At 56.7% G+C, this 21,747-nt stretch carries 20 protein-coding genes; 6 read left to right on the top strand and 14 right to left on the bottom strand.

The annotated features are described in order from the left end of the window. Positions 1-104: 104 nt before the first annotated feature. Both G439_RS10935 and G439_RS0102800 read left to right on the top strand, forming a co-directional pair. Positions 105-962 carry a D-hexose-6-phosphate mutarotase gene (locus tag G439_RS10935; protein WP_165544515.1) on the top strand — a complete coding sequence of 286 codons (858 nt, stop codon included), beginning with the start codon at positions 105-107 and terminating at the stop codon, positions 960-962. 167 nt (positions 963-1,129) lie between these two features. Next, positions 1,130-1,702: a 1-acyl-sn-glycerol-3-phosphate acyltransferase gene (locus tag G439_RS0102800; protein ID WP_022867670.1), complete on the top strand. Its 573-nt coding sequence runs from the start codon at positions 1,130-1,132 to the stop codon at positions 1,700-1,702. 12 nt (positions 1,703-1,714) lie between these two features. On the opposite strand, the gene G439_RS0102795 is transcribed toward G439_RS0102800, so the two are convergent. The 8 genes from G439_RS0102795 to G439_RS12115 all read right to left on the bottom strand — a co-directional run bounded on the left by G439_RS0102795 (position 1,715) and on the right by G439_RS12115 (position 10,216). Continuing rightward, positions 1,715-3,175, bottom strand: coding sequence for an FGGY-family carbohydrate kinase (locus G439_RS0102795; protein WP_022867669.1), 1,461 nt, complete (start codon positions 3,173-3,175; stop codon positions 1,715-1,717). Positions 3,176-3,215: 40 nt separating this feature from the next. Then, a complete protein-coding gene (locus G439_RS0102790; protein ID WP_022867668.1) occupies positions 3,216-4,043 on the bottom strand; it encodes a class I fructose-bisphosphate aldolase in 828 nt (275 codons plus the stop codon). A gap of 131 nt (positions 4,044-4,174) precedes the next feature. Beyond that, a complete protein-coding gene (locus tag G439_RS0102785; protein ID WP_022867667.1) occupies positions 4,175-5,218 on the bottom strand; it encodes an alcohol dehydrogenase catalytic domain-containing protein in 1,044 nt (347 codons plus the stop codon). Then, positions 5,211-6,050, bottom strand: a complete 840-nt coding sequence (locus G439_RS10930; RefSeq protein ID WP_051125667.1) for a DeoR/GlpR family DNA-binding transcription regulator — start codon at positions 6,048-6,050, stop codon at positions 5,211-5,213. The genes G439_RS0102785 and G439_RS10930 overlap by 8 nt, the downstream gene beginning before the upstream one ends. Before the next feature lie 77 nt (positions 6,051-6,127). After that, the gene (locus G439_RS0102775; RefSeq protein ID WP_022867665.1) at positions 6,128-7,450 is read right to left on the bottom strand and encodes an MFS transporter; all 1,323 of its coding nucleotides are present in this window, start codon (positions 7,448-7,450) and stop codon (positions 6,128-6,130) included. 430 nt (positions 7,451-7,880) lie between these two features. Beyond that, positions 7,881-8,852: a diaminopimelate dehydrogenase gene (locus G439_RS0102770; RefSeq protein WP_022867664.1), complete on the bottom strand. Its 972-nt coding sequence runs from the start codon at positions 8,850-8,852 to the stop codon at positions 7,881-7,883. 127 nt (positions 8,853-8,979) lie between these two features. Continuing rightward, entirely contained in the window at positions 8,980-9,327 is a 348-nt protein-coding gene (locus G439_RS0102765; protein ID WP_022867663.1) for a hypothetical protein, read from the bottom strand. A 250-nt stretch (positions 9,328-9,577) separates the two neighbouring features. Beyond that, a complete protein-coding gene (locus G439_RS12115; protein ID WP_022867662.1) occupies positions 9,578-10,216 on the bottom strand; it encodes a hypothetical protein in 639 nt (212 codons plus the stop codon). Between the two features lie 728 nt (positions 10,217-10,944). On the opposite strand from G439_RS12115, the gene G439_RS10920 reads away from it, so the two are divergent. The 4 genes from G439_RS10920 (at position 10,945) to G439_RS0102740 (ending at position 15,369) form a co-directional block, all read left to right on the top strand. Continuing rightward, positions 10,945-11,301: a helix-turn-helix domain-containing protein gene (locus tag G439_RS10920; RefSeq protein ID WP_022867660.1), complete on the top strand. Its 357-nt coding sequence runs from the start codon at positions 10,945-10,947 to the stop codon at positions 11,299-11,301. Further along, positions 11,298-13,142, top strand: a complete 1,845-nt coding sequence (locus tag G439_RS0102750) for a DNA primase family protein (RefSeq protein ID WP_022867659.1) — start codon at positions 11,298-11,300, stop codon at positions 13,140-13,142. Before G439_RS10920 ends, G439_RS0102750 begins: the two co-directional genes overlap by 4 nt. A gap of 55 nt (positions 13,143-13,197) precedes the next feature. Further along, the gene (locus tag G439_RS0102745; protein ID WP_022867658.1) at positions 13,198-13,542 is read left to right on the top strand and encodes a hypothetical protein; all 345 of its coding nucleotides are present in this window, start codon (positions 13,198-13,200) and stop codon (positions 13,540-13,542) included. Between the two features lie 345 nt (positions 13,543-13,887). Next, positions 13,888-15,369, top strand: coding sequence for a hypothetical protein (locus tag G439_RS0102740; protein WP_022867657.1), 1,482 nt, complete (start codon positions 13,888-13,890; stop codon positions 15,367-15,369). Between the two features lie 59 nt (positions 15,370-15,428). On the opposite strand, the gene G439_RS0102735 is transcribed toward G439_RS0102740, so the two are convergent. The 6 genes from G439_RS0102735 to G439_RS0102715 all read right to left on the bottom strand — a co-directional run bounded on the left by G439_RS0102735 (position 15,429) and on the right by G439_RS0102715 (position 21,742). After that, entirely contained in the window at positions 15,429-15,635 is a 207-nt protein-coding gene (locus G439_RS0102735) for a helix-turn-helix domain-containing protein (protein WP_026459314.1), read from the bottom strand. Further along, positions 15,632-16,075, bottom strand: coding sequence for a restriction endonuclease subunit S (locus G439_RS12700; protein ID WP_207382255.1), 444 nt, complete (start codon positions 16,073-16,075; stop codon positions 15,632-15,634). Before G439_RS12700 ends, G439_RS0102735 begins: the two co-directional genes overlap by 4 nt. Then, a complete protein-coding gene (locus tag G439_RS12695) occupies positions 16,072-16,701 on the bottom strand; it encodes a restriction endonuclease subunit S (RefSeq protein ID WP_207382254.1) in 630 nt (209 codons plus the stop codon). The genes G439_RS12700 and G439_RS12695 overlap by 4 nt, the downstream gene beginning before the upstream one ends. Continuing rightward, entirely contained in the window at positions 16,688-18,697 is a 2,010-nt protein-coding gene (locus G439_RS0102725) for an HsdM family class I SAM-dependent methyltransferase (protein WP_026459313.1), read from the bottom strand. The genes G439_RS12695 and G439_RS0102725 overlap by 14 nt, the downstream gene beginning before the upstream one ends. A gap of 144 nt (positions 18,698-18,841) precedes the next feature. After that, a complete protein-coding gene (locus G439_RS0102720) occupies positions 18,842-19,381 on the bottom strand; it encodes an antirestriction protein ArdA (RefSeq protein WP_022867655.1) in 540 nt (179 codons plus the stop codon). An 819-nt stretch (positions 19,382-20,200) separates the two neighbouring features. Beyond that, entirely contained in the window at positions 20,201-21,742 is a 1,542-nt protein-coding gene (locus G439_RS0102715; protein WP_022867654.1) for a recombinase family protein, read from the bottom strand. Positions 21,743-21,747 lie beyond the last annotated feature (5 nt).

Here is a 21,747-nt window from a genome sequence, read left to right as displayed (position 1 = left end):
CACGTCGAGTCGCGACCACCAGACCACAATGGTTAGTGAGTAATAAGTCTCGATGGCTTGAACTTGGCTGCATTTAGTACGACAACATGTCTATCCTTAGCAACATGACTCACGTGCAGCAGTTCGTCTTTAAAGGCGATGAATCCGAGGGAGCTATCACCCCCTTTGGCGCTCACGTCCTGTCATGGGGATTTCCGGGCGAAACCCCAGTCATCTGGCTATCTGAAAAAGCAGATCTCAGCGGGAATACACCAATTCGTGGAGGCATCCCGATCTGCCTGCCCTGGTTCAACTCGCCCTCGAGTTCACCGGTGAGCACCGTCGAAGCTCAGTACAACCATGGTTTTGCGCGCATATCCGAATGGACCCGATTCGAGGATCCTGAACTCGCGGACGACCCGTCGACTGTGATCTACGAGCTGCGCCACCGACGTGAGGATTGTGAGGGAGTCTTCCCCCATTCTTTCAACGCTCTGTGCACCGTCACGGCTGGAAACGAGCTGACGGTTTCCCTGCAAGTCACCAACACTGACGACCACCCCTTCACTTTTGAAGAAGCGCTACACACCTACATCCAGGTTGGCGATATTAAAGATGCGACCATCAGCGGTCTAGAGGGCGCTACGTACGTTGATGAGCTCAAAGATGGCCGCACCCGCACTCAATTTGGGGAAGTCATGTTCACAGGCCCCATCGACCGCGCCTATAATTCCTCATCATCGATCACGCTGGCTGATCCCCGTTCTCTGCGCATCATTACCATAGAGAAGCACGGATCAGCCTCGACGGTTGTGTGGAACCCATGGGTTGAGGGCGCACAAAAGTTGGCCGACATGGGGGACGCGGAGTGGATGAACTTCGTATGCATCGAAACCGCAAATGTTGGGGCCAACGCTCTCGAACTCGAACCCAACCGCGTCCACACCATGTCGGTGACGATCAGAACCGATTACTTCCTCTAAGAAGTTCGGACCCATATCCGAACTCAGCAAGAAACGTTAGGTGCCGGTGCCACTAGGCATGGCATAGCATTCGGGGGCAGTCAGCGAACGAACCGCATGTAGCTGAATCCTGTTCATGATGAACACAGATTTTTGCTCAATTGTTGGATGTATGGGAAGGGAACCCAATGGGATTGAAGAAACTTGTCGCCACCGCGTACTTGGCACTCTCGAAGTGGACCATGGTTTCTGAGCCCCTACCCGATAAAGTCATCATCATTGGCGCCCCACACACGTCGAATTGGGATGGCGTATTCATGGCGGTGTCCCTGTGGAAAGCAGGGCGAGAATTCCAATTCCTCGTCAAAGATTCACTCGTTAAAGCACCCATCCTCGGCCCCTTCATCCGGTCGATTGGCGGTGTGGCAGTTGAACGCAATCACGCCAATGGCATGGTTGGCGCCATCACGCAGCGCATCCGCGCTAGCAACTCCTTTACCCTGTGTCTTACTCCCAAGGGCACTCGAAGCCCGCGCGACTACTGGAAATCTGGTTTCTACCGGATCGCCTTAGAAGCGAACGTGCCGCTGCAATTCGGGTTCGTCGATTCAGCAACCAAGACCTTCGGTTGGGGCCCCACCTACACGCTGACCGGCGACATGAAGACCGACATGGACGTCATTCGCAGTTTCTACGCGGGCAAAGTTGGCTTCAACCCTGAGAAAACATCCGTGCCGCGCCTACGCGGGGAAAAGGAATAAGTATCCGGATTTCTAGATCTCCGGAAGTAAATCCCGACCTGTCACATTCATCCATGTTGTACGGAACACATCCCAGCGCGCATCGTTCACCGAAACCCACTCGGAGCGTGGGCTAACCCGTCGCGAAGCAATTTCGGGCAGAACAGACTGGGCGACAGTTTTCCCACACATACTCGCTGCACCGATCGCCGGCAGGTATGACTCATCCACCAAGTCAAGGTCGGCATTCAAAATATCTGCAAGCATCTGCGGAAATGCCTCATCTGCCCCAAAAGCACCGGTTAGGTAGATCGAACCAGAATCTTTAGGAACACAAGAATTGAGCACCATCCTGTCGACCAATAAGACACCATCCACAATTGCTCGCGCTACCTGAGCTCGATTCATATCTCTAGTGATTCCGACGATATTTGCACAGGGTCTTTCAAACCAGAGAGGCCCTCGCTCTCTCATGACGTGGGGGATGAAATAAGGCGCCACGACTGCTTCATCCCAAGAGATATTGAACGCGGTATCAATCATCTCAGCGACCCCTGCCCCCGCAATACCAAATCCGCAGAGAAGAGCGCCCGTTGACAGTGCATCACCACCGTTGGTGACGCCATTGATCAGCCACTGGCCCGGTTCGTTGCCGCAACGTTGTAAAGCTGTCGCTCTTAGATCAGGAGTTGACAAGCACGAATTGATCACATGGGTCGTACCCATGATGAAGAAAGGTTTTGTCCCTGGCTTTGTTCCCAATGCATAGGATGCCGCCGGAGTGTCAGCGGATCCCACAGACACTGGAATTCCTGCGGGTAGGCCGAAGGTTTCTGCTGCTTCATGAGAAACCTGCCCAAGGATATCAACCGAGTGTTTGACGGCAGGGAGCACCTCTGGACGAATACCGAGCAGTTCCACAGTTTCGTCAATCCATCCTTTTTCAGGCTCAAGGGTATTAAAGATGCCCGAGTAGGAGGCCTGGGTGGGATCCACAGCCATTTGTCCCGTAAGAAGGGATCCAAGCCATGTACCCGCCATACCAAACGTAGCCATGGCTTCAAATGTGGAGATATCACGATGCTCGAGATACGGATATGCCAACGCAATGAAAGTAGATTGAGAAGGGTGGTTACCAGTTGCTGCAATAGCCTCGGCTGAACGCTGATCCGAGTATTGATTGAAAAAGTAATTGAGTACTGAGTTATCCCATACGACTCCAAGGCCACATGCCCGTCCGTGTTGATCAAGCGGCACGATAACCGGACAATGCACATCAATTCCAACGCCATCAGCTTGGGACACAAGCGGATGGAGTTGAGCTAACGCCTGAGAAATAGATTCTTTCCAAGCTTCAGGATCGACTCGGCCCAACTGAGCAGACCGGGAGTTCGGATGGGCACACCGCGCCCGCCCAAGAACGTTCCCGTCATGATCGATAACAACCACTTTGGTTGCTGATGTACCCAGATCAATTCCAACAAAGGTGCTCATCTTTGAACTCCCGGTCTTCTCAATTTTTCAGGTCATACGGTCAGTCAAGAAGCTTTGCTGCCTCAGTCGGAGTAACGCCGTCATGAACAACGGCACTAAGTGCCCGCACCATTTTTGCGGGATCTTCAGCCTGCCAAATGTTGCGACCACAGGTCATACCAACACCCCCCGCTTCCATGACTGCGGAAGCTTGTTCCAAGACGTTGATCGGCTTAGGTGCAGGCGCACCTCCTGCCGCAACAACAGGGGTGGGCACAGCGTCAACGACCTTCTTGAATTCCTCAGCAGAACCGGTGTACCAGGTCTTGACAATATCGGTACCGCATTCAGCAGCTGCACGGGCTGCGTAAATCACGGACTCAGTGGATCCTTTGCGGTCACCCCACAGTTCACCAGAAGGATAGGCATGGCAGATGACGGGAATACCCCACTTATGAGCTTCCTCTGTCGTTGCCGACATCATTTCCAACATAGCCACTTGGTTTTCTGAACCGGCAGAAATTCCGATTGCTAACGCATCAGCACCCAGACGAATCGCATCATGCACGTTTCCTACAGTGGCGTCATAAGTGAGGTGGAAGTCAACGCAGAAGGTAGAGCCCTTGATGATGAGAGGAATCTTGACGTCGTTGTCCCACAGGAGGTGACCTGCGATGCCCTTAAAGACGGTGAAAGCGTCAGGTTCGCCATCAACGATACGGTCGAAGGTATTTTTGATATCCGCAAGACGAGGAGCAACGCCACGGGGAACAGCCTGATCTAGCGCAACTGACATCATTCGCCCATCGTCACCAAGCAGACGACGCAGCCTGAGTTGACGCCCAAGAGCAGATGAAGTTCCAACCGGATTGATCGAGTATACGGACATAGTGTCTTTCTCCTTGATGTAGAAGCTAGGAAAGGCCTAGCTGGAAAATGGGTGTGCTGAATCAGCCCATGAATGTTCAGCAGCTTTTCGGTAGTGAAATGAGAGGCTGATAGTTTGCAATCTGCCGGAGATTAGGCCCACACGTTGACGCCAACGCGCATGTCTGAGCCTGATGCCGCAAGATCAATGGCTTCACTTGCGCACTCGAGCGGCAGCTGGGTACCAATCAGGTCAGCAACTTTGAGTCGCCCCTCATTGATCATGGGGGCAACCTGCTGGAAATTTTCTAGTCGGCAGGATGAGGCACCCACAATTTCATATTCGTTGTAGTGAATATCGTTAGCAATAAATTCGAGGCGCGCTTCCGAGTTAAACCCTGCAAACACAGATATACGAGCTCCTGGAGCAAGAACTCCCAAATACGGAGTCATCGCATCAGCACGACCGATTGCCATGATCACTACATCGATGCCATCTGGGCTAAACTCTCGAATCCGGTCAGCGATGTCATCGCTGGGAGCGAGAACCAGATCAGCACCGGATTCGCGTGCAATTTCATGCCGACCAAGATTAGGCTCGACTGAAATGACCTTCGCCACTCCTTGCGCTTTTGCCAACCGAATATGTATCAGGCCAAGCGGCCCCGCTCCTGCTACGAGGACAGTTTCTGCGTTCGCTACTTTAGCAAGGTTCTGCCCGTTCAAAGCACAGGATACAGGCTCAACGATTGCGGCTTCAAGAGCCGAGACATTATTGATGGGTATGAGATTTTGTCTGGCCTCTGCCGGGATTCGAACATATTGTGACAGTCCCCCATCGAGCTGGTAGCCAAACGCGACTCTCTGACGACAAATATTCGGGTGGCCTTTGCGGCATGCTGAGCACTGCCCGCACGCGACCAAAGGGTAAATGCAAACCTGATCCCCCATGGAGACACCTTCAGGTAATTCGCCGTTAACGTCAACAACTTCTCCAGCGAATTCATGCCCGAGAGTTGATGGGAGAGTAACATTCCGAGTTTTTGTACCGGTATAGATCCGCACATCGGTACCACACAGCAGAGCCGCAGTAACCTTGACAAGCACGTCTCCAGGCTCGAGATCTGGCTTTGCAACCTCCTCAATCCGCATGTCGTTGGGGGCGTAGAGGATAGCTTTCTTCATTGTCTCAGCCATATGTATTCCTTTGGTAGTCACTTTCGCAGACGATGATTGAAGCTCCACGAGCCTCAAGGTCTGCGAGCGCGTTCGGGTCCGCGCCAGAGTCAGTAATCAGGCCCCAGTGTGGGGGAAGCGGAGCCCAGTAAGGCAGATCGGGCGTTTGGCCAATTTTGCTGGAATCAGCGATGACATAAACCTCCTGTGCTTGCCTGAGCATCAGCGCTTTGAGACGGGACTGGTCATATGTTCTTGATGCCACTCCTCTGTATGGATCGACTGCATCGGCACCTACGAATGCAATTCGTCCAAAGATCCGTGACAGGGTTAGCTCAGCATCAGCTCCACAGATCGTCTCGTTGATACCTCTAAGATTTCCTCCAAGGACGAGGACGTGAACCTGGTCCTGATGGACCAACTCATTGATACAACGGATACCGTTCGTGACAACGCTCATTTCAAAACGGTTATTGAAAAGACTTGCGATGCGCTCCGCAGTCGAGCCTGCATCAAGAATGACTAAGTCTCCTTCGTTGATGAGAGCAACAGCTTTTCTAGCTATCGCGGTTTTCTGATGTGCGTGACTAATTTGCCGTTGGGCCATCGAAAGTTCTGCTTTGGCGGGAGCGAGCGCTGCGCCGCCATAAGTACGAGAGACGATGTCATCTTTTTCAAGAGAAGCCAGATCACGCCGAATCGTGGCAACCGAAACTCCGAGAACCTCAGCTAGCTCATTGACCGACGAACGTTTCGTCTCGTCGTCTCTCAGTAGCTCAACCAGCCTGGTTCGACGCCGATCTCCTTTTGTGATGCGCTCGTCGTATTCGTCACTGCGGATGCTGGGCAACACTATATTTCCTCCGTAAGCTGCACTTGCCATTTGAAGCATAGCTACCTCCAGAGTTCGATCGTTGCCAGCAGTGCGAATCACAGGTTTTGCAGATCTCGAGAGAAGTCAATCTGCTCAACCTTGGGGAGCATAAATGCGAAGATCAATGCACCGACGAGGCAAACAACTCCAGAAAGAGCTAACGGCAATCCAAATGTCCCGGTAACGCCATAGATTGCTCCAATGACGATCGGGTTTAGTGCTGAGCCAATGTTGGAGAAGAAGTTTTGTGTACCGCCAAGAACTCCGACTGTCGAAGTGGGAACGAAATCACCAGGCAAGCACCAGATGGTCACGATTGTGAATGCCGAACCAAAGTAGGAGACCGACATCAATGTCAATGCCTGGGCCGCTGTTGGCACAAATGCGGCGACGCCGATTACCGAAGTTAAGAGCATTCCTGTTACGAGGCATGTCTTTCGAATGCGTGTCAGTTCCCATCCTTTCTTCAAAAGCATGTCACCAATTAGGCCACCCGCCCATGAACCGATGATTGAGCAGATAGGTGGTATAGCACCGAAAATACCAAGTTTGAGAAGGTCAAATCCACGTTCCTGAACTAGATAAGTAGGGAACCACGTCAGGAAGAAGGTCACTGCAAAGTTCACGCAGAAGAACCCAAGCATCATTGCCCAAACAGCTCGTTTCTTGAGCAGAGTTAGAACTGGGATTGCTGCTTCATCTGCTGGACCCGCTGTTGTTATCTCGTCTTTACGATCCTCGTTAATAATTGCGAGTTCACCCTCGGAAAGACCATTGAATAGTTCTGGCCGACGGTATAGCGCCCACCATCCGATCGCCCAGAGAATACCTAGTGCACCGGCGATAATAAAGACGTAGTGCCAGCCCCACAGGCCGATAATTCCGGCGATCACAGGAGTGGCTAGTGCTGAACCAATGCGCGCGCCAGAGTCGTAGACGGAGGTTGCTCGTGCACGTTCTCTTTGAGGGAACCACCGAGAAATGGTTTTTGCGGATGCAGGATAGGCTCCAGCTTCTCCGATTCCAAGCCCCAGCCGCAGTCCGAACAGCACTGCAAAGGAGTTGGCCAAGAAAGTGGCGCCCGTGCAGACCGACCAAACGAAGACTGCCATTCCGAACATGACACGCTCGCCGAATTTATCGATAAGCGACCCTGCAGGAATCTGCATCAGAGCGTAGGACCATGAGAAAGCTGAGAGGATCCACCCTTGTTCAGCAGCAGACAGATGAAAGTCCTCTGTCATGTACGGCAGAGAGACGGATATTGCTGAGCGGTCGATGTAGTTAATCGCAAGTCCGAGAGCACAAGCAACAGCTACGACCCATCGCCAATTCGTGGCACGAGAATGCGCGGTTCGCGCAGAAAACTGAGTTGACATTGATACCTCCTTGTACCAAAGCTCTCGCAAGAAAAGGCCAATTACTCACACGCACACATGTGATTAGATCAATCAGATCTATAAATTATTTTGAGCGATTCCATCACAGATGTCAACCTATTTGATCAAACCGATCATTCACACCCCTTGCTTCTACGCTCAACGCATAGATTTTTCCGCAAAAAACAGGGTTTCCCCATATGAAACCCTGTTTGCTGGCACCCATACACCGCTGCACAAACATCACTTCATGCATGGCATGACAAGGGGGGGCGCACGATGTAGCAATAGCATGAGGGACAGGCGAGGTTCGCCTGTCCCTCATGCTAGAAACCCCTCAAGCGGAAGCTCATTAAGCTCTACAACAAGAGCTTCTATCAGAATTCGCCCAGAGCATTCCTATTAGCGATTCTCATCACTCAAATATGCTTTACAAGCTCCCCGCCCGTAAATCCTCAGCACTACGGTGCGACAGATCACCCAGAGTCACGTCAAAGACCGTACGCGCACCAGACTCACCGCGAGCTGCCATTTTTGCAACCGCCCTGGCCACGGCTGCCAGCACCGAACCGGTGAACTCCGGGTTTGAATCCAAAGCTAGCTCGTAGCCGATGGTTTCGTGAATGCCTTCAGAAGTAGTTCCTCGGCGAATAACCTGGCCGCCGTGAGGAATGCCCGAGTGTTCGCTGGCCAATTCTTCAGCTGACACGAAATGAACGGTGGTGTCATAGTCAGCGAAGTAATTCGGCATTTCCACGATCTGTTTCTCGATCTGTTCGAGGTCGGCGCCCTGTGCAGCAACGACGTAGCAGTCGCGCGTGTGCTTTTGGCGGGTGGTTAGTTCACCGGCGGTGCCGTCCTTTACGGCCTGGACGGCCTCGGGAACAGGAAGCGTGTACTGCTTGGCATCAACCACGCCATCAATGCGGCGTAGTGCATCGGAGTGGCCCTGCGAAACGCCTGGTCCCCAGAAAGTGGTGGACTGCCCGTCAGGCAGGACGGCTTCACCAAGCACCCGCAGCATGGAGAAAAGGCCCGGGTCCCAACCGGCGGAAATAAGGGCAACATGGCCGGCCTTAGTGGCGGCAGCATCAACGGTGGCGAAGTGTTCGGGGATGCGAGCATGCGTGTCGAAAGAGTCCACAACATTGAAGAGTTGAGCTGTGGCGGGGGTTTGATCAACAAGGTCGGTGGCAGATCCTCCACAATTCACGCACACATCTACTTTGTCCACCCACTGCGCGGCCTCGTCCAAATGTGCGACGGGTGCTCCGAGCGTTTTGACTGAGGCGGGATCGCGACGCGTGAAGACGACGACGACTTCAAGATCAGCATTCTTCGCTACTGCTTGTTCGACTCCCCTGCCCAGATTGCCGTAGCCATTGATCGCGATCCTGATCATCGTCTGCTCCTTTGTGAGAATGTCGAACCTTCGAGGCCCGTGCGCCTGGAGGTTACCCAACCGGCTTCAATTGTGAACCTCATGTAGGCACGAATCCCAACCAATCTCACGGCTCGACCCGTGACAGTCACGACACCGAGTTTTTGCCCTCACTGGCTACAGCAATCGTGGCGGAGGGATCTAATTCAGACACTGCCTGGGCAAAAGTGACATTGACCGTCCAGCTCAGGGAGTCCAGCATGTCCTCTCCCCCACTGACAATCTCGACCTCGCGGGAATTTAGGCGGCACAAGGATGAGCCCCCGTCAAGAAGAAATTCGTCTTCACGGCTGAGTTTTTCACCGAGCGACTGCCAAGCTTGATCCAAGACAGGCACCGATTCGACGCGAACGGTCACTGCGTGGACCCGGCCTTTGCGGGCCGCTTTGAAGGCTTTGTCGGATGGTTTCCACACCTTTTCAGACCAGGGGAACATAGCGTTTCCTTTCTTAATCGCGTGAATATTTGGACGGCATTGGCAGAACAGACCAGGATAGACCCTACGCGATGAGAACACACTCGAACCGTGTGTAAAGAAGAAACGATGTGCGACTTTGGAGCCTCCACCCCAATCTGCTTGACCGCGCCCGCGATCGAAATAGAGCATCTTCGTGCGAAAGTCACCACGCGAACCCCACAGTGGTTAGAAAGGTTGGACGAGGTGCGCCCACGCCCAATGTTTCGAGTTATCGCCGGGCCGGTTGAATCGTGGGAGCGGGCGACACTTTCTTGATGTTTCTTTGGGTTCGGCGCCAGGCGTAGACCAGGCCGATAGCAAGTAACAACCCAAGAGTCACTTCGATGCCCCCTGAGATTTGGCTCGCTGCCGCGTCTGCTGGCCTCAAGTATTCGAGGTTGGTGAAACGGTGTAGGGCGAATGGTTCTGCAATGAGACCTCCAGGAATCGTCAGGCGCGCAAGCGAACCCCAAATGTTGGTGTACCGGGCGAGGTGGCCGATGAGGCCAAGGGGAATAGCAAGCACAGCACCGAAGGCGAACCAATAGAGATTGGAAGCCACAGCCTCTTTATCGAAGAATCCGATAGCCCACCCGAGGCCGTAGTGAACCGCCAACGCAACGAGGGCAGTGCAAATCGCCAGGATTGCCGACGACACCCAGCTGCGACCAGCCCAGCCTGCGCAGATCAACAAAATTGCCCATACCGCGCCGTTGAGCAGGTACGCGACGGTGAGTTGCGCAGTGAGCCTTGGATCGGCTGTGACGATTTCCAACGATTCGGCGCTTTGGATATTCACAAGGACGGAAGCCACTCCCAGGACAAGCGCCGCAGCGAGTATCCACAACAGATTTTTGCGATCGATCATAAAGCAAATGTGCCACTCTACCGGCGCTCTGCCTATCGGGTTTTCCCCTGAAACATCATTGAAACACCAGGCTGGAACACACGGGCACAATCAGCGCTGCCATTGACATTTCGCTCGATGCAGCCTCGTAGAGTCGAACGATTGGAGCACCCATCAATGACCGCAGACTGTTCCAGCGAGAGGCATGTAGACATACCCACAAACGGTACCTAAATCACAAAATATGTTTTAAGAGGAACTTGGCTTACCTAATTAATTTCACTTAGGCTTACCTACGTCGCGACACGATGTCCCTTCCACCTGAAAGACTCTGATGAAGCTACAGCGTTTAGCCGCCCTCGTTACCGTGAGCATCCTGGGGTTCACCGCCTGTTCACAAGGCGGTGACACGACCACATTACGAACAGGACGTACATGTTTGCGGGGATCGACTTCACTTGCAAGGACTTGCAAGGGCATGCTAGGCTCGGTGCAAGTCTTCAGGCCGAGCCCACTGAACCTCGGCACGACGTGATATCTCCACGCCGCGAAGGTGAACCTGGACCAGCATGAGATTGGCTGGTTGGGGGTCTCGCGACCCCCACGTCATCCTCGACGGGATGGATGATGCTGAGATTTGAGCCGCGCCCACCCGGGCAGGTCGCCTTCCCGTGCGGGCGACGACGGAGGTTTCCGAGCGACGAGCCGGTGACAAGCCTCTTTCCTTCTCAGGGAAAGGGGCTTCTTTCATGCCCGTCGCAACCAGACTTTCCGAACTGAGCGTGGACTCAGACCACACGCTGACCTCAACCGAGGCGGCCGACTTCCTCGGCGTCTCGCCGAAGACCCTCAACAACTGGCGTTCGCAGGGGCGGGGTCCTGCGTATGTCAAATACACCGGTGCCACGGACGGCCTCGGTCGTCAGCGTGGAACCGTCGGCTACCGACTCGGTGATCTGCGTGCTTTCGTCGAGGCTCATCGCGTTGGTGCGTCGAGCTCTGATGAGTTAGTCGCTCACCACATCAAGGCTCTCGTGGACGCTGCTCCCCGCCTCAGCGACGACCAGATCGCTCGCCTCCGACTCGCTCTCGGGGGTGCCCGATGACCACGACAAAAAACCGCCCCGGCACCGCTGAGGGCACCGAGGCGATTCATCTCGATACCACAAATCGTACAGATGTTCGACACGAGGATCAACCGGATCAGATCATCTACGATGACCTGTTCGGGCGCGCGAGCGAGGATCCGGCTCTCGATGTGCTGTGCGCCGAGTCGCCCGGAGACCTTGAGAAGTCCGAGTTGCTTCGGCAGGCCAGCGAGGCGGTTTTCGCTCACGTCCGGCGTCTGCGCGAACGCGGCTCGAAGGTCACACCCGCCCAGTTGGAAAAACACTTGCTGACGATGCTCAACGAGCTCGTCGTTGTTCACAACAAGGAGGCGCGAGACCGCCTCCCGCGCTACCAGGAGCTGCCGCCGACGCTGCTCGCTGAGGTGTTGGCGTTTGAGCGCCGCCTCGTGCTCGTGGGCACGGGCACGCCCGAGAATCCGCTCAGGCTTCCTCTCGCGATGTACGAGGACGAGGGCGAGCTTGAGGGCACGTACCGCCTGCTCGATGAGGAGGGCCTGCACGGGCTCCTGCGCCCGTACTGCTACACGATTAGTCTCCAGCAGGCACGTGAGACGTACGCACACCTGAGGGCCATCGTTCCTGTCGTGGACGAGACGATGGAGGCGAACCTCGTCCCGGTGAGAAACGGCGTCTATAACACGTCCACGAAGCAGCTGGAAGCGTTCACACCCGAGCGTGTGTTCCTCACCAAGTCTCCGGTGAGATATGACCCTCAGGCCGTGTCTCCAACGAAGACCTTGAGCGACGGTGACACGTGGACGTTCGACGAGTGGTTGGCTGATCTTTTCGATGAGGACGAGGAGCGGGTCACCCTCTTTTGGGAGATCGTCGCGGCGAGCTTGCGCGTGTACAAGAGTTACGAGAAAGCGTTCTTTTTCTACTCGTCGAGTGGATCGAGCGGGAAATCGACGCTGCTGCATCTCATGCGCAACATCCTCGGCCAACGGAACTGTGCCTCGCTGAGCCTGGGCGCGTTCGGCAAAGACTTTGGTTGCGAGCCGGTGCTCGGCGTCTCTGCCGTCCTCACCGACGAGACCGATACGCATGGGTTCATGAAGGAGTGCAAAGAGTTTAAACAGTATGTGACCCACGACGTGATCACCGTCCAGCGCAAGGGCGTCAAGGCTGTGCAATGGAAGCCGCGAGGAATCGTCATCCAGGCAGGCAACGAGCTCCCCGAGTTCTCGGACAAGACAGAGGCAATGACGAGACGGTTCATCTTCGTCCCGTTCGATCGGTGCTTTGCGGGTGAGTTCGACCCCTCAATCAAGAGCGAGCTCATGGTCGATCGAGAGGTCCAGGAATACGTGCTCCGGCGTGCACTTGAGCTGCCTGAGTTTGTCAGTTTCACCGAAGGCGAGGCAACGAAGGCACTGCGTCAGCAGGCGAGGGTGCAAAACGACTCTGTTCTTGAGTGGTGGTTGGAAGAGCGTGGTGAGTTCCAGACGAATCTCATTCCGTGGGATTTCGCCTTCGACGTGTTCAGTAGGTGGGTCGCGAGGACAAACCCCGGCATGAAGTCGGCTATGTCGCGAAAGAAGTTTGTGCAGCGTCTTCGCGCAGCCGCTGAGGACGACTCCATGTGGAACCCGATGAGATCGAAAGACTCCGCACTGGTGATCGCGAACTACTGGGTGACCAACGTGGAGCCTTTGGCGGTGCAATACGGCCTTGTCGAGTGGTACGTGCCGGGCGCTCCGTCGATCAGCGGGAGTCCTAGTGCAGTGGCAAGAACGCCACGCGTTCGTGGGTTGCTGCGGATCAACCCGAGCGCCATGCCAGCACCGGCACAGCCGACTCAGGTCGTCACGATCTAGCCCACTCGCCGGCTGGGCTCCGGGACTGATTTTCCGACACGAAAGGAAGACAACCATGTCCAAGACAGCAGCTGAGATTGAGCAGGAGCTCGCCGCGAAGAACTCCGAGGCACGTGCCCTACGGCGTGCGCTTCGAGCGGCTCAGAAGGCCGAGCTCGTGTCCGCAAAAATCGCCCTCGGAGAGGCACTCTCCCGTGTGCTTTTTGCGGACACACCGCAGGCGATGCACGCCCTCATTCGGACCCTGAACGAGGGCGGCATCGTCGAGGAAGTGCGTCGTGTTTTCGGTGGCTCCCCCACCGAGGACACGTCCACCGAGGAGCCGCAGGACGAGCCCCAGTGGGGCTCGGACGCAGGCGACGACCCGACGCGAACCATGAACACGAGAGTGCTCGGGTGAGCGTCGATCAGACCCCTGGAATGGACCGAGCGAGCGAGGTCTGTTCCAGGGGTCCCGCCCTCGGAGAGCGCCATGACGTTTGAGCGTTAGCGAAAAACGTCTTATGGCGTAAGACGTACGTCTCTCAGGGCAGCGAAGCAGGGTCCCGGAGAGACGTACGGCTTACCCGGTGACGGGATTGTTGGGGCAGACCAAGCGGAGCGAGGTCAGGGGCCCCGGCAAGCACGGCACCGATCCCGTGGCAGGCGTCGTGGGCGGTCGAGCGTAGCGGGACCAGAGGCCCGCGACGGCTTCCACGGGGTCCATCGAGAACGACTGACGAACGAAGTGAGGAAGGAGAGAGCGATGGCACTGGCAGCGCCATCGGCAGGACGTGCGTCCTGCCATATTTCGCACACGAAGTCGGTGGCGGGACGACGAGGAACGCTCGACGAGATGATGAGAGAGATCGTCCCCGGAGCGGTCGAACGGTACGCGAAGAAGAACCCGAACATCGTCGTCGCAGAGGAAGCAAATAATGAGTCCTACGTCAACGACGGCGAGGGCGGGTTCCGTCTCTGTAACGACATCAGTGAGGTGATGGAGTACGGCGATTCTCGCGCCGCGAGGTTGTCGCGCAAGATCACGAAGGACAAGAAGAACAAGCGCGGGGAGATGAGGGGCGGCACGGTCACGACGACGACGTTCCTCGTGCACCTACCGCGCACGATGTGTGTTGAGGTTCCGAACGCCTATCCGGCAATTGATCCACGGACAGGCAAGCGTCGGATCGATCCCGAGACGGGCGAGCCTGCGAGCCGTTCGCGGTGGGTCGCACGTGACCGGGATGAGGCCGAGGAGTACTTCTCGGCAGTCCTGGAGTACCTGGGTGTCAGCGTCGTTCCAGGAGGCATCGACGGCATCCTCGGCGCCTCCATCCAATACTCAGAAAATACGCCTCACATGCACGTCATCGCGGACACGTTTGGTGACGACCCCAAGCGGCCGGGAATGCTCAGGCAAGACTGGTCGCGAGCGTATTCACAGAGCCGTGACGTACGCAATGAAGACGGACGTATCGTGCAAGGTTGGGAGAAGATCAAGGCACTTCACGTGGGCCTGCGAAAGCAGCTCATCGACCGCGGTTTTGAGGTCGAGCGAGAGTCGTCGGAGCGCTCCTTGGAGAACCTCGCTAAGGTTGAATATGTTGCCTCGATGCAAGCGCTGGAAACAGCCGAGGAGACCCTCGCCAGGGTCGCAGCGCTAGAGCCCGAAGCGCGCGCCGAGGCTGCACGGTTGGTGAGTGCAGCGAAGAAGCAATCGGCGAGCATCATTACCGACGCTCAGATTGAGGCTGGGGACATCAAGGCAGACGCAGAACTCGATGCTCGTGACCTGCTTGGCAGTGCCCGTGCGCGTGCTCGGTCAGCGCGTGAGGAGGGACGTGAGGAAGGACGAAAAGAAGGGCGCGCTGAGGCTGAGCAAGATCGTCAACGGGCGCGTGAGGCACTTGATCGTGCCAAGGCCGTTTCGCAAGCAGCAGATGAGCAATACGCCGCCGCGATTAACGCTCCGTCGATTCCCGACGAGCAAGCACGTCATCTTGCGTCAATGGGTGCTCGTCACCTAGCGACAGTGCTCTCGAAGCACGTGGACGATGCCACGCGCAAGAAGGTGGAGAAGGCGCAAGCAGCCGCCGATCGAACGTTCGCTCGCAATCCTGAAGCATTTATTAAGCAGGCTCGTGAAGTCGAGCGCGTCCACAGTGAGCGGCTCGCACGTAACCGTCGGATCACTCAGCAATCGAGCGCGGATAACACACTCAATCACGATGGTCCGGAGTTCTGATGTGAAGGACACGAGCGGAAGAAACGACCCCGGTCGCCATGAGGTGACCGGGGTCGTTTCTATGCTACTTGCAAACGCTTGCCGAGTGCTTTTGCAACCTTCTCTAGTGTTCCAGTTGAGATGTTTTGTCCAGTCTCTACCCTGGCAATAGTCGGACGGGAAACGTTGGCATGGTGGGCTAATTCTTCTTGGCTCCATCCAAGGGCACGACGGGCATTGCGAACGTCCTGACCGATGCCGTGCGCAGGATTGGGGTCGCGGCTCATGACGGAGCTCCGACGACGGGGGTAATGGCACGCTCTGCGCGTACGCGCAGAGCACGACCATAGGCCGCCATCCCCTCCCAGTCGACAACATCTTCACCTGATCCATCGGTGACGACAGGAACCATGATTTCTTGTGCTGCTAGTCGTCGCTGGTTGGGTTTGTACCCAAAGCTGTACTTCGGGAAACACTGGTAGGTGATGCAAGACGAAAGCATGAGAAGGGCATCGCCCGGAACGTTACTTTTCAGCGGTTCAAGTACGGTTACGTCTGAAGAGGCACTGAATGGCATTGGCTGGTATGTGCAATATCCCGCCCCTCCGTCGCCGTTGTTGACGATAGCCAAGCGCGCACCAGGGAACATCGGCTCATCATTGACGTAGCCGACGACGCTGTTTCTCCGCGCAGCAGCACCGATATACACCGTTCTCCCTCCAGTCACTCGTTTACCAACTGCTCCTCGGTGGAACCGAAAGAGAGCGTCGAGTCGAATAGGTGCGAACCGGAGTTCCACGAGCGTGTCGTCGTCATCGAGGCGAGTCTCACGAGCGCTGTGTGTGTGTGTGTGATGACCTGATCAAATAGTTCTGTACCGAGGCGATCCATGCCGTCCCAGTCAGCCTCGAAGGTACCGTCAGCGTTGGTGAGAGCAGGAACCATGATGCGGGTCTTCTTCAAGCGTCCAAGAGTGGCGCCGTTACCGCCCCAAGAGAACTTTCCCATCTGCTCCTGTATCAGTGAGGAGAGAACGAGCGCATTGCTCTCGTTGAGTCGCTCATGACGAAGAACCTGGATGTTCTGGCTAGTGTAGAACGGAACCGGCTGGTAACCGATCGTCTGAGTGTCGAGCCCAATCGTCATGGCGTTCCCGGCCTCAGGTGCCTTGTCTTGGCGCGGGCAGAAGGTATCGACTCCGTTGCTTGCCTTGGTTCGAGAGACGAACGGGAATACGAGCACTCCGGAGAGACAGAGCTTGCTCTTGTCGTACCACGCCTTCGAAGCAGTCATCGACTCGAAGACGTCGGTGATGAACATCGGCTGAAAGTCTAAGGTTTCAAGGACGCTCATTCGCCCCCTCCTCGTCGCTAGTGACGCTCACCGATGGTGTGATGAGGTCGCCGAGCCCGTGGGCGTGCATGTCCACCTGCCAAGACACGTAGTCGGCGACGGTCTTCATGAAGTCTTCGTAGGCCGGTGGCACGTCGTTGAAGTAGAAGTAACTGTGCTGCCATTCGTCCTCGGCGGTGACCTCGGAGCGGACGATGAAGCTCGTGTCGTCCTGTGCGTCACCGCGCAGGACCTCCAGGAGGTGCTTACGGCGCGAGGCGGCCGTGCCGTCGTCCACGAGGCCACGGTGCGGGGCGACAACCCAGCCATCCTTCTCGAAGTTCACGAAACGAACTACGTGGTCATCACGGTGTTTGCGGCCAGCCGTGAAGATCGCGATAACCGTGTGCGGTGTGTGCCCGGAGTTGGCAAAAGTCATCGGGTTCATCGTGATGACGGTTTCAAGCGTGTGGTGTTCCAGGATATAGCGTTTACGAGCCTTGTCCTCCTTGGTCTTGCCGACCATCGCAGACTGAGGCACGATGACGGCGAGCTTGCCGCCAGGGTTGAGGAACTCAAGGGCACGTTCAATGAAAGCGAGTTCGGAGAGGTTTCGGGTTTTCTTGCCCTTAGCCTGCGAGTAAGGCGGATTGAGAAGCACCTTGGTAAAGCCGTGCCCCATTACCCAAGTTCCGTCGGAGAGTTTCTCGTCGCCGCGCATCTCGTAGATGGGTGCCTCAAAGATGGAATCGCGGCGGAAGTTTGCTTTACCATCACCCCGCAGGATCATGTTCGTTGTGCCGATAGCAAAGAGCTTGTCCTGAAGTTCGATCCCGTAGAGACGATTCTTTCGGATGTCTTCGCGAAGCGCGGCATTGTCTCCGGCGTCGTCGAACATCCGTTGCATGGCTGCGATAAGGAACGATGCAGTACCCGCCGTAGGGTCGAGAACGTAGTCGGTGGCGTTGACGTCGATAAGCTCAGCCATGAGCGTGGTGACATGCTCAGGAGTGAGTACAATGCCGAGGCCTGAGCCGTCACCTCCGCCATAGGAGATGAACTCGTGGTAGAAGTTTCCGAGCACATCAAAAGCCGTCATTGAAGGGTCGGTAACAACGTGGAAGACTTCATCCTCTAGGATCCGCGCCATCCACTTCAGGGGCGACTCTCCTAGATCACGATGTGAACGGTTGAGCTGGGGCGCTTGCTTAATGAAGGCGAACTGGTCAAGGAGCGTGCCAATCTTGGCTTGCGGCATGAGCGCCTCAGATTTCATATATTGCTCGGCGGCGTCATAGATGATACGTCCGTCCCAAACTTGATAGTTGTTACCCGGCGTAATACTCATCAAGCGATCAATATCAAAGTAGGGATTCTGGAGAGCGAGGAGAATAGCCGAGACGAGCGGTGCTTTTCGGTCATTTTCGACCGATCCATAGTTGCGCATTCCTTCATGCAGGCGCTCTGCTGCGGCTCGAACATCGTCGAGCTGAACTTCTGCGTGAGGGCGCTGCCCGAGGACCTGAACGGCGTAGTACTCGCCGATCTCCTTCTCGGAGAACACGTCGAGATTGTCAAGGTCGTCAAGGTGCTTGACGAAGCCAGGAGCGACGTAGGACACGGCGATCTCGTGGTGGACCTCGCCACCGCCGATACCTACGGCGAAGACACCCTTGTCAAGCGGGATGCCGTTGGCGAGCATCGTCTTCGCGTAGTGAATAGCCCCGTTGAGGGCGTAGTCGGCACGGTAGGGATACTCAGTGGTCAGGTCGCCATCGACGAGGTAGCGCGTGCGCTGCACGTCCTTCTTGTCCTCGACCACGACAACGAAACCACCTGAGACAAAGACGAACTCGGGCTTGCCCTCAGCGCTGGCCGAGGCGGACTTCGACCCACCCTTAAGGGCGTCTCGCTTCCACTGCGGACCACCGTCCTGTTCCCAAGGACGCTCGAAGCCGATTTCACGCAACATGTCACGGACGATCTGGTCCGTCGCCTTTTCGTTTGCCACGTTCATCCTCTCACTGGCACGTCTTTCTACCTAAGATTGTATCAGATATATTGCATTGAGAACAGCCTGACACGGCAGCAAAAAGAGGGGTTTTCCCTGAAAAACGAACCCCCAGAGGCCGGTAAGACCTCTGGGGGTTCGGGTGTGAGTTCAGCGGGAACGGAAGATGAAGACACCGCCATCAGGGGCGTCGGCGACGGCGTAGTCGAGACGCCCGTCTCGCCACCAGGCATCAAGGTCGAAATATGAGTGCAGGTGTTCAGGAACCTCATCCCAGATGCCTAGCTCGTCGGCGAGGTGTGCGGCACAATCGGACTCACTGTCCCAGCAGCCACAGAAACAATCCTCAAATTCAGACACGCAAGGCAGATCGTCGGAGTCGACCACGTAGCAGCCTGTCTCCACCCATGCCAGCAGGGCGCTCCACCGGTGCTCCCCCACCTCCTCGAAAAGCTCACCCCATGACACAACAGCAGTCGGGGACATCTCGCCAGCTCCTCGCGGAAAGCCTTCGAGGTCGAAAACCCAGAGCTCTTCGTGAGAGGCGGGGTGATCGTACAAGTCCTCAGGGGTGACCTCGTCCGCAGCCTCGGCGTCGAACCAGTCGCCCACAAGTCGGCCCGCATTGTAGCAGGCTAGGCAACCGATCCAGACACGGGGATGGACGGCAACAACAGTTGAACAAGTCATAGCAAACCTCCGAGCAGGTAGAGACCGGGGTGGGCAGCCCAAGCTCGGAAAGGGCGCACGAGAGCACCCCGATCTCCAGTCAGGTTCTCGGGGGCGCTTGCGACCCATACTCAGGCCAACCGGGGCGCTGCGCGCCCACGACAATGGGCCACATACAGGAGGAGCGGGACAACATATCTAACGGCGAGCACGTGAAGGTGAGAGATGAGAGGCGGGAGCAACACCCCATAGCGCGCCGCTTTATGTGACGTAGATCGCGATTTCATGCCTCGATGTACAGCAAAAGTACACCAACCTCGATGTACAGCAAAAGTACACCAAGTACACATGATGTACACCAAAAAATCGCGATGGTGTACTTCGTTTTGCTTGGTATACCAAGGGAAACCCCCTCAAAGTACACCATGTACACCATTTTTTAGAAGGTATGGTAATCCGACGTACAACCCTCACGTGCGCACGCGTATACGAGACTCGGATTTTGCTGTACATGCTGTACTTTCACGCCGTTTTGCCTGGTAAACGAGGAGAAACCGTGTACACCAACGGTCTTCGATGGTGTACACGTGGTGTACATCTAGTGTGCACGGATGACGTTTTGCCTGGTAAACGAGGAGAAACCGTGTACACCAATGGTGCACACGGTCGCTCACATACCCGCATGGGCACTCACCTTCACGTGCTCGCCCTCCTGTGAGGATGACCTCGCGCCCCGCAGGGGCGCTGTACAGTTGCTCCTCATCGCGCCCGCTAGGGCGCGGCCTTGGATGCTTCTGGAACCCCGCCTGGGGCACCCAACGTCAGCACCCCGAAGCCAGGTCACTTCCACACGATCTCAACGGACTCGGGATCAAACCCTTTCTTACCCTGCCTTGCCCGCCGGAGCGTCACGGTCATGAAGGTGTCGATCATCGTCCGTTGCAGGGCGATGGGAGCCTCAAGGAAAGCCGCTGCCGGGTCTGGTGTCCCAAGGATCGGTTGGAGCACCGTTCCGGTGCCAGAGGCGAGACGTTCGGCCTCAAGGCGCGTAATCTCAGCCCGAGCAGCGTTTCGAATGCGAGCGAGGTCAGCACCTTCGATGGCCTCAGCATCATAGTCTCGTTCGGCACGGGCAATACGGGCTCGCTGCTGAGCGATCCGCTCCGAGAACGCGTCCTTGACCTCAGGATCTGCCTGCTTCTTGCGACGCTTGAGGTCCTTCTTCTGGAGCCGGGCGACGACGAGGGCACGGACAAAGTCATCGATAGCGCTCCGGGTTCTGTTGAGGTGCCCGGCATTGCAGGAGTAGTAGCGAGCACGTGTCCGCACGGGCTCCCCACACTCTCCGCACCGATAGAGCCCTGCTCCCAGGTGCTTTCGAACGGTGGAGCCGGAGCGGTTCGTCACGCGGGCAGGGTCGTCGAGGAGGTTCTGCACAGTCCACCATTGATCTGCTTCGACGATGGCCTTCCATTGCCCGAGCACGAGCTTCCCGCGCTCGTCTTTGACGAGGTTGTCGCGCAGGGCTTTGCGACGCGATTCCCCGGCTTCCTGCCGACGCACGTCCTTGGAGGTGTACACGGAATACCCGGCATAGCGGGGGTTGCGCAGGATGCCGAGCACCGTAGACGCTGACCACGGGCGGTCCTCGGGCACCGGACGGGGGCTCTTCCCCTCGGCCTCACGCCGCGCGTTGCGCTCCAGGACGATCGTTCTGCTGTGGAGTGGCAGGTGGGGCACCCCAGCGCCCTCGCCATCCATCTGCGTGCCGCTGAGGGCGCGCGCGATGCCGTTGAGCGAGTCTCCCCGGAGGAAGGCGGCATAGATGGCCCTGACGGCCTCAGCCTCGTGCTCGATGAGCTCGCCGGAGGTCGCATAGCCGAGTGGCCGGACGCCCTTGGGCGGGCGTCCCTGCCGCGCGCGTTGGACGTGTGCACGGGACTGCCGAGCCCCCTTGCGTTCCACCTCAGCGCGTGCGACTGCCGCCTTGATGCGGGCATACATTCTGCCGCCGTCGGTGGCGAGGTCGGCGTCGCCATTCGCGGTTACGAGGAGCAGGCCACGGGACTCAGCGCGGTCGATCCAGTCTTCGAGTTCCCGAGGCTGGCGAGTGAGCCGGTCGAGGTCATAACAGACGATGGCATCGAGGAGCCCCGCCTCATAGTCCTGCACCATCCGCAGATAGGCAGGACGCTTCTTCGTCTTGTCTGAGGCCGAGATGCTCTGATCGACGTAGGTTTCCACGACCTCCCAGCGGCGAAACTTCGCGAGGTTCTCGCAGTCCTCGCGCTGACGCTCGATGGCGAGCCCGTCCATCTCTCTGTCGAGAGAGATACGGAGATAGACGGCTGCGCGTATGGGTGTGGATGGGGTACTACTCATACCCC

Source organism: Schaalia vaccimaxillae DSM 15804 (genome assembly GCF_000420425.1).
Classification (GTDB): domain Bacteria; phylum Actinomycetota; class Actinomycetes; order Actinomycetales; family Actinomycetaceae; genus Pauljensenia; species Pauljensenia vaccimaxillae.
Note: the sequence above shows the minus strand (reverse complement) of the source record. Positions and strands in the feature narration are given on the sequence as shown.

Excerpts from the sequence above, each read along its gene's own strand:
- G439_RS10935 (WP_165544515.1), top strand. The coding sequence starts at position 105 with ATGACTCACGTGCAGCAGTTCGTCTTTAAAGGCGATGAATCCGAGGGA.
- G439_RS0102800 (WP_022867670.1), top strand. The coding sequence starts at position 1,130 with ATGGGATTGAAGAAACTTGTCGCCACCGCGTACTTGGCACTCTCGAAG.
- G439_RS0102795 (WP_022867669.1), bottom strand. The coding sequence starts at position 3,175 with ATGAGCACCTTTGTTGGAATTGATCTGGGTACATCAGCAACCAAAGTG.
- G439_RS0102790 (WP_022867668.1), bottom strand. The coding sequence starts at position 4,043 with ATGTCCGTATACTCGATCAATCCGGTTGGAACTTCATCTGCTCTTGGG.
- G439_RS0102785 (WP_022867667.1), bottom strand. The coding sequence starts at position 5,218 with ATGGCTGAGACAATGAAGAAAGCTATCCTCTACGCCCCCAACGACATG.
- G439_RS0102775 (WP_022867665.1), bottom strand. The coding sequence starts at position 7,450 with ATGTCAACTCAGTTTTCTGCGCGAACCGCGCATTCTCGTGCCACGAAT.
- G439_RS0102770 (WP_022867664.1), bottom strand. The coding sequence starts at position 8,852 with ATGATCAGGATCGCGATCAATGGCTACGGCAATCTGGGCAGGGGAGTC.
- G439_RS0102765 (WP_022867663.1), bottom strand. The coding sequence starts at position 9,327 with ATGTTCCCCTGGTCTGAAAAGGTGTGGAAACCATCCGACAAAGCCTTC.
- G439_RS12115 (WP_022867662.1), bottom strand. The coding sequence starts at position 10,216 with ATGATCGATCGCAAAAATCTGTTGTGGATACTCGCTGCGGCGCTTGTC.
- G439_RS10920 (WP_022867660.1), top strand. The coding sequence starts at position 10,945 with ATGCCCGTCGCAACCAGACTTTCCGAACTGAGCGTGGACTCAGACCAC.
- G439_RS0102750 (WP_022867659.1), top strand. The coding sequence starts at position 11,298 with ATGACCACGACAAAAAACCGCCCCGGCACCGCTGAGGGCACCGAGGCG.
- G439_RS0102745 (WP_022867658.1), top strand. The coding sequence starts at position 13,198 with ATGTCCAAGACAGCAGCTGAGATTGAGCAGGAGCTCGCCGCGAAGAAC.
- G439_RS0102740 (WP_022867657.1), top strand. The coding sequence starts at position 13,888 with ATGGCACTGGCAGCGCCATCGGCAGGACGTGCGTCCTGCCATATTTCG.
- G439_RS0102735 (WP_026459314.1), bottom strand. The coding sequence starts at position 15,635 with ATGAGCCGCGACCCCAATCCTGCGCACGGCATCGGTCAGGACGTTCGC.
- G439_RS12695 (WP_207382254.1), bottom strand. The coding sequence starts at position 16,701 with ATGAGCGTCCTTGAAACCTTAGACTTTCAGCCGATGTTCATCACCGAC.
- G439_RS0102725 (WP_026459313.1), bottom strand. The coding sequence starts at position 18,697 with ATGAACGTGGCAAACGAAAAGGCGACGGACCAGATCGTCCGTGACATG.
- G439_RS0102720 (WP_022867655.1), bottom strand. The coding sequence starts at position 19,381 with ATGACTTGTTCAACTGTTGTTGCCGTCCATCCCCGTGTCTGGATCGGT.
- G439_RS0102715 (WP_022867654.1), bottom strand. The coding sequence starts at position 21,742 with ATGAGTAGTACCCCATCCACACCCATACGCGCAGCCGTCTATCTCCGT.